This window comes from Bergeriella denitrificans NBRC 102155 (assembly GCF_001592185.1).
Lineage (GTDB): Bacteria > Pseudomonadota > Gammaproteobacteria > Burkholderiales > Neisseriaceae > Neisseria > Neisseria denitrificans.
In genome coordinates, this window is the sequence record NZ_BCWL01000125.1 from 1 (window position 1) to 6,437 (window position 6,437).

General features: G+C 57.5%; 7 protein-coding genes. All 7 read left to right on the top strand.

The window, feature by feature from the left end:
- Positions 1-161: 161 nt before the first annotated feature.
- The 7 genes from BDE01S_RS07305 (at position 162) to BDE01S_RS07335 (ending at position 6,397) form a co-directional block, all read left to right on the top strand.
- Positions 162-752 carry a LemA family protein gene (locus tag BDE01S_RS07305; protein ID WP_066079483.1) on the top strand — a complete coding sequence of 197 codons (591 nt, stop codon included), beginning with the start codon at positions 162-164 and terminating at the stop codon, positions 750-752.
- Between the two features lie 93 nt (positions 753-845).
- Positions 846-1,739 (top strand): TPM domain-containing protein, encoded by an 894-nt coding sequence (locus BDE01S_RS07310; protein WP_066079486.1) that lies wholly within the window; start codon positions 846-848, stop codon positions 1,737-1,739.
- The gene (locus BDE01S_RS07315) at positions 1,739-2,245 is read left to right on the top strand and encodes a TPM domain-containing protein (protein ID WP_066079490.1); all 507 of its coding nucleotides are present in this window, start codon (positions 1,739-1,741) and stop codon (positions 2,243-2,245) included. Before BDE01S_RS07310 ends, BDE01S_RS07315 begins: the two co-directional genes overlap by 1 nt.
- A 186-nt stretch (positions 2,246-2,431) precedes the next feature.
- Positions 2,432-3,295 carry a phosphoribosylaminoimidazolesuccinocarboxamide synthase gene (locus BDE01S_RS07320; protein WP_066079494.1) on the top strand — a complete coding sequence of 288 codons (864 nt, stop codon included), beginning with the start codon at positions 2,432-2,434 and terminating at the stop codon, positions 3,293-3,295.
- Positions 3,296-3,592: 297 nt separating this feature from the next.
- Positions 3,593-4,921, top strand: a complete 1,329-nt coding sequence (brnQ, locus tag BDE01S_RS07325) for a branched-chain amino acid transport system II carrier protein (protein WP_066079498.1) — start codon at positions 3,593-3,595, stop codon at positions 4,919-4,921.
- A gap of 245 nt (positions 4,922-5,166) precedes the next feature.
- Entirely contained in the window at positions 5,167-6,099 is a 933-nt protein-coding gene (locus tag BDE01S_RS07330) for an AEC family transporter (RefSeq protein WP_066079503.1), read from the top strand.
- Positions 6,100-6,160: 61 nt separating this feature from the next.
- A complete protein-coding gene (locus tag BDE01S_RS07335) occupies positions 6,161-6,397 on the top strand; it encodes a glutaredoxin family protein (protein ID WP_066079506.1) in 237 nt (78 codons plus the stop codon).
- Positions 6,398-6,437 lie beyond the last annotated feature (40 nt).

A 6,437-nucleotide genomic window follows, 5' to 3' on the forward strand; every position in this document is an offset into this window, starting at 1 on the left:
ACGGCTTCGCTGCCTTGTCCCATTCTATGTTATTCGACTATAGTACGACAAGGCGCGCCAACGCCGTAGCAGAATTTCAGTTCTTCGACTATACTTTGCGCCCTATGGCCTGCGCCCGGCAGGCGGAATGATAAACAGTGATTGGATTGACGGAGAAAACCATGATGAAAAAATGGCTGGCGGTATGCGCGGTGGCGCTGTCGCTGACGGGTTTGAGCGGCTGCGGCTACAATACCATGCAAACACAGGACGAAGCGGCCAATGCGGCTTGGGCGGAGGTGTTGAACCAATACCAGCGCCGCGCGGATTTGATTCCGAATTTGGTGAATACGGTGAAAGGTTATGCGGCGCATGAGGAAGACGTGTTAACCAAAGTGGTGGAGGCGCGCAGCCGTGCGGGCAGCGTGCTGCCTGCAGCTGGCGAAGCGGCCGATGCCGACCAACTGAAGCGCTTTCAGGAAGCGCAGGGCGAGTTGAGCGGCGCCCTGTCGCGCCTGCTGGTGATTACCGAAAATTATCCGCAGCTGAAAGCCGATCAGAATTTCCGCGATTTGCAGGCGCAGCTGGAGGGGACGGAAAACCGCATCGCCGTGGCGCGCAACGGCTATATCAAAGCGGTGCAGACATATAACACCACGCTGCGCCAGTTTCCGCAAAATCTGACTGCCAAGATATTCGGCATGCAGCCGCGCGCCAATTTCAGTGTGGAAAACGAAAAAGCCGTTTCCGACGCGCCCAAAGTCGAATTTTAAGCCGCGCGGTTTTACTGCTGCGCTCAGATGCTTATTTTCAGACGGCCTTTCCGACAGACAGGCCGTCTGAAATTTGGATGAAAGGTCGAAATCATGCAGGCTGCCGTTCAAAAAATCACCGCCGCCGCCCTGATGCTGCTGGCGGCGGCTTGGCTGGCCGCGGCCGGATTGACTGCCGTGCCGCCGCTGACCGCGCCGGTTATGGATAACGCGCAGATGATGAGCGCCGCCGCGCGCGCGGAGTTGGATACGCATCTGCGCCGCTATGCACAGGAAACGGGCAGCCAGATTGCGGTATTGACCGTACCCGCCGTGGCGCCGGAAACGCCGTTTGATTATGCCCTGCGCGTGATGGACGCATGGCAGCTCGGCCGCAGCGGCGTGGACGACGGCGTGTTGCTGCTGCTGGTGCGCGACGAGCGTAAAACCTATCTGGCGGTCGGGCGCGGTTTGGAAGGTGCGATTCCCGATGTGTACGCCAAGCGGATTTTGGAAGACGTGTTGCGGCCGTATCTGCAGCAGGGGCGGATAGATGAAGGCATAGGCGCGGCGGTGGCGCAAGTTGAAAAACTGATTGCCGGAGAGGGTTTGCCCGCTGCGGAATATGCGGCGGACGATGGCGGCGGGGCTGCCGATATTTGGGGGCTGCTGCTGATGGTACCGGTATTTGCGGGCGGCTTGCTGAAAGCATGGTTCGGCAGAACATGGGGCAGCGCGGCGGCCGGCGGCCTGGTCGGCGGCCTGATTTGGTGGTTCGGCTGGGCTTGGTGGGCGGCGTTGGCAGCGGGCGCCGTGGGCGCGTTGCTCACGTTTATTTTGGGCAGCGGCGCGTTTGTTTCCGGTGGCGGAGGCGGGTTCGGCCACGGCGGCGGTTTCGGTAACAGAGGCGGTTCGGGCGGGCGTTCGCACGGCGGTTGGCGCAGCGGCGGCGGATTTCGCGGCGGCGGCGGCGGGTTCGGCGGCGGCGGCGCATCGGGAGGTTGGTAATGAATACGGATAAATGGAAAAGGCTGTGGCGGCATTGGCTGCATCCGCGCTGCCGGGTAGAAAAATGGTTTCCCGAAGCGGCTTTGCAGCATCTGAGCGCAGCCGTCGCCCGCTCCGAGCAAAATCACGGCGGGCAAATCCGCTTTGTGGTGGAAGCGTGCTACCGCAGCGGCGACATCTTGGCCGGTATCAGCCCGCATACCCGCGCCCTGCAATGGTTTGAGCGGCTGGAGATGGGCAATACGGCAGACGGCAGCGGCGTATTAATCTATGTATCCGCCGCCGACCGCGCAGTTGAAATCATTGCCGACAAAGGCATCAGCGGCAAAATATCCGCGCAGGAATGGCAGCAGGTGTGCAAAGCCATGTGCGCGGCGTTTCGCCACCAACGCTATACCGAAGGCTTGGCGGAAGGTTTGCGCCTGAGCGACGCGCTCCTGGCCGCCGCATTTCCCGTGCAAGGGGAAAAACGCAATGAATTGGCCGACGAAGTGGTATTGGTTTAATGCAAAGGCCGTCTGAAAAAGCCCGTTTTCAGACGGCCTTTTTGTATCGTCAGCTCACTTTGGTTTGATACGGCGTAGTTACATTACTGCCTTGCCCCAAACCAACGAACAGTTGTAAACAATCTGCCACCGTGGGCGTAAATTCGGCTAAAATAAGGGCTTTCCCGATTTACCGAAAGATTTGATATGTCTGCAATCAGCCTCAATAAAATTTACTCAGGCAAAGTACGCGATTTATATGCGGTGGACGACAAGCGGATGCTGATGGTGGCATCCGACCGCCTGTCGGCCTTCGATGTGATTTTGGACGACCCGATTCCGGGCAAAGGCGAGATTCTGACGCAGATTTCCAATTTCTGGTTCGACAAACTGGCGCATATCATGCCCAACCATTTCACGGGCGACAGCGTATATGACGTATTGCCGCGCGAAGAAGCCGCCGCTTTGGAGAAGCGGGCGGTGGTGGCCAAAAAGCTCGAGCCGGTTAAGGTTGAAGCCATCGTGCGCGGCTATCTGGCGGGCAGCGGCTGGAAAGATTATCAGAAAACCGGTACGGTATGCGGCATCAAGCTGCCCGAGGGGATGCAGGAAGCGCAGCAGCTGCCGGAAGTGATTTTCACCCCTTCGACCAAGGCCGAAGTCGGCGATCACGATGAAAACATCAGCTTCGAGCAATGCGAAGCCATTATCGGCAAGGAATTGGCGGCAGAAGTGCGGGAAAAAGCCATCCGCCTCTACACCGAAGCGGCGGAATACGCCCGCTCGCGCGGCATCATCGTCTGCGACACCAAGTTTGAATTCGGTTTGGACGAAAACGGCACGCTGACGCTGATGGACGAAGTGCTGACTCCCGATTCGAGCCGCTTCTGGCCGGCCGACCAATACCGCGTGGGCACTAATCCGCCGTCGTTCGACAAGCAGTTTGTGCGCGACTGGCTGGAGCAGAGCGGTTGGAACAAGCAGGCGCCCGCGCCGCGCGTCCCCGCCGATGTGGTGGCGAAAACGGTAGAAAAATATCAGGAAGCATTGGATTTGCTGGCAGGCGCATAAAGCGGCTGCGGGCAGGCGGCCGGGCGGAGCAGCCCGGCCGCTTTATTGTATGCGGGCGGCCGGCTGCGGATGCCGCATCTTCGCCGCATCATAGGGCGTTTTTTTAAAGAGTTGTTTTATCGCAATATTTTTGATTTTTCAGACGGCCTTTTCTGCACAAGGCGCGATGAGTGTCAGAAAATCGCAGAAATCAGTTGAAGATTACCGCTTTTTTGACTATTCTTGTCATAAGTTTACATTATCCGCGCATATCGGCAGATGTAACGTGAGTAACTTTATAAGAAAAACAGGTGAGATATGAATTCATCAACCGGAAATCAAAAGGCATCTTTGTGGGCCGTGGGCCTGATGCTTTTTGCATTGTTTTTTGGTGCGGGCAATTTGATTTTTCCCGCATTTTTGGGACAGCAGGCCGGGGAAAACTGGTTTTCCGCGATGCTGGGCTTTTTGCTGACCGGCGCGGGTTTGCCGCTTTTGGGTGTGATTGCCATCGGCTATTCCAATTCGCGCGACGTGCAGCAGCTGGCTTCGCGCGTAACGCCGTGGTACGGCATTGCCTTTGCTGCCGCGCTGTATCTTTCCATCGGCCCGCTGTTTGCCACGCCGCGTACGGCGACGGTATCGTTTGAAATCGGCGTTGCCCCCTTTATCGGCGAAGAAAGCAAAACGCTCGGCCTGGCGCTTTTCAGCGTGTTTTTCTTCGGCGTGGCCTTTTGGCTGTCGCTTTCTCCGGGCAAGCTGGTGGACCGCATCGGTAAAATCCTGACCCCCGCGCTGCTGATTACCATCGCGGTATTGGTGGGCTACGCCGCGCTGAACCCGATGGGCGCACTGACGCCCGCGCAAGGCGAGTTTGCCACCCAGCCGCTGGCCAAAGGTATTTTGGAAGGCTACGGCACGATGGACGCGCTGGCATCGCTGGTGTTCGCCATCATCGTGATTGACGCGGTGCGTGCTATGGGTGTGGATAACCGCGCCGAGCTGCTGCGTACCACAACCGTTGCCGGCGTGGTGGCCGCATCCTGCCTGGCCATTGTGTATCTGCTGATCGGCTATATGGGTGCGACCAGCGTGGGCGGCCTGGGTATGCAGGAAAACGGCGCGGCGGTATTGTCGAAAACGGCAGAAGCGTATTTCGGCCTCGGCGGCAATATCCTGCTGAGCGTGATTGTCTTCCTGGCCTGTTTGAGCACGGCAGTCGGCCTGATTACGTCCTGCTCCGAGTATTTCAACCGCTTGTGCCCGGGCATTTCCTATAAAGCCTTTGTAGTGATTTTCACTTTGGTCTCCATGGGTTTGGCCAACAAAGGTCTGGCGGGCATCATCAGCTTCTCGATTCCGGTCTTGATGCTGCTCTATCCGCTGACGGTGGTGATTATCCTGCTGGCGTTTTTGGACAAATTCTTCGGCGGCAGCCGCATCGTGTATATCTGCACCATGTTTGCCACGCTGATTGTCGGCATTTTGGACGCCTATAAAGCCGCTTTCGGCTTCAGCGACGAATTTGCCGCCGGCATCAACAACGCGCTGCCGGGTTACAGCATCGGCTTGGGCTGGGCGCTGCCTGCCATCGCCGGCTTCGTATTGGGCTGCATTTTGAATGCGGCTTTGAAGAAAAAAGCGTAAACGGGTTGCACAAAGCCGTCTGAAAATGTGGATTTTCAGACGGCTTTTTTGCTGATGTTTATCGTGTAGCGGCGCGGCCTTAACGTTGGTAAACGGTACGAAACGGCATATCCGCCGCGCGGGTTTCGCTATACAATACGGGCAGGGCGGTTTGCTGCCGCTGTTTTCGTTCTGTATTATCCGGCCATATTTTTATCTGCGCGGGGCAACCGTGCGCTGTGGCACATTCGCTATCGGACAAGGCAATGACGGCTATTTTCCATATTATCGCGCCGGTATTCCTGTTGATTTTTATCGGCTATGCCGCCATGCAGCGGCGCTTTTTTACCGCAGAGCAGCTCAACGGGCTGGGCAAATTTGTGGTACGCATCGGCATGCCCATGCTGGTGTTCAGCGCGATTGCCACGCGGCCGATGGCGGAAGTATTCAAGCCGGAATATTTTTACGGCTATTCCGCCGCTTCGGTGGCCGCGTTTTTTATCGGCTGGCTGGTCAGCAGAAAGCGCGGGCTGCATCCGACACTGGCCTCGCTCAACGGCCTGGCGGTGGGCATGTCCAATTCCGGCTTTGTCGGCTATCCTTTGCTGCTGATGGCCGTCGGCCCCACGGCGGCGGTGTATTTTGCCATGAACGTGCTGACCGAAAGCCTGCTGATTTTTCCGCTGCTGTTTGCGTTTTTAGACTGGAGCAAGGGCGGGCAGAGCGATGCGCGCGCCTTGCTGCTGCAGATTGTGAAAAACCTGCTGACCAACCCGATTATCATCGCCATGCCTGTGGCGATGGTGTTTGCCCTGGGCTGGCTGCCGCTGCCGCAGTTTGCCGAAAAACTTTCAAGCATGCTGGCTGCCGCAACCACGCCGCTGGCGCTGTTTATGATCGGCGGCAATTTATACGGCCTGAGCATACGCGGCAATGTGCCGGATATGCTGCTGGTGGCCGCGGGTAAGCTCGTGATGTGCCCGCTGCTGGTCGGCCTGTGCCTGTGGCTGGCGGGCGCGGACAAGGAAATGCTGTTTGCCGGGCTGCTGTTTGCCGCCACGCCGATGGCCAGCCTGTACGCACTCTTCGGCAGCCTGCACGGCTTCGGCAAAGAAACCTCGGGCGCGATGCTGCTGGTTACGGTATTGTCGGTCATCCCGATCTTTCTGGTGCTGCTGCTGGGGCATCAGGTCGTCTGAAAACAGGCGCAGGGCAGGCAGATACTGCCGCATACTGAAATCATGATAAAAGGATAAACTGATGAAGCTGACCTTGATGTTTCGGGAATATTGCAGCCTGTGCCACAAAATGCGCGAGCAGCTGCAGCCTTATCAGGCCGAATACGGCTTCGAGCTAGAAGTACTTGATGTCGATGAAGATGCGGCGTTGGAAGTAAAATACGACGAACTCGTGCCCGTATTGCTGGACGGTGATACGGAAATCTGCCATTGGTTTTTGGATGAAGACAAACTGAAAGCGCATCTGGCGGCGGGATAAGCTGTCTGAAAATAGGGGTGGTAAGCCCGGGGGATTAAGG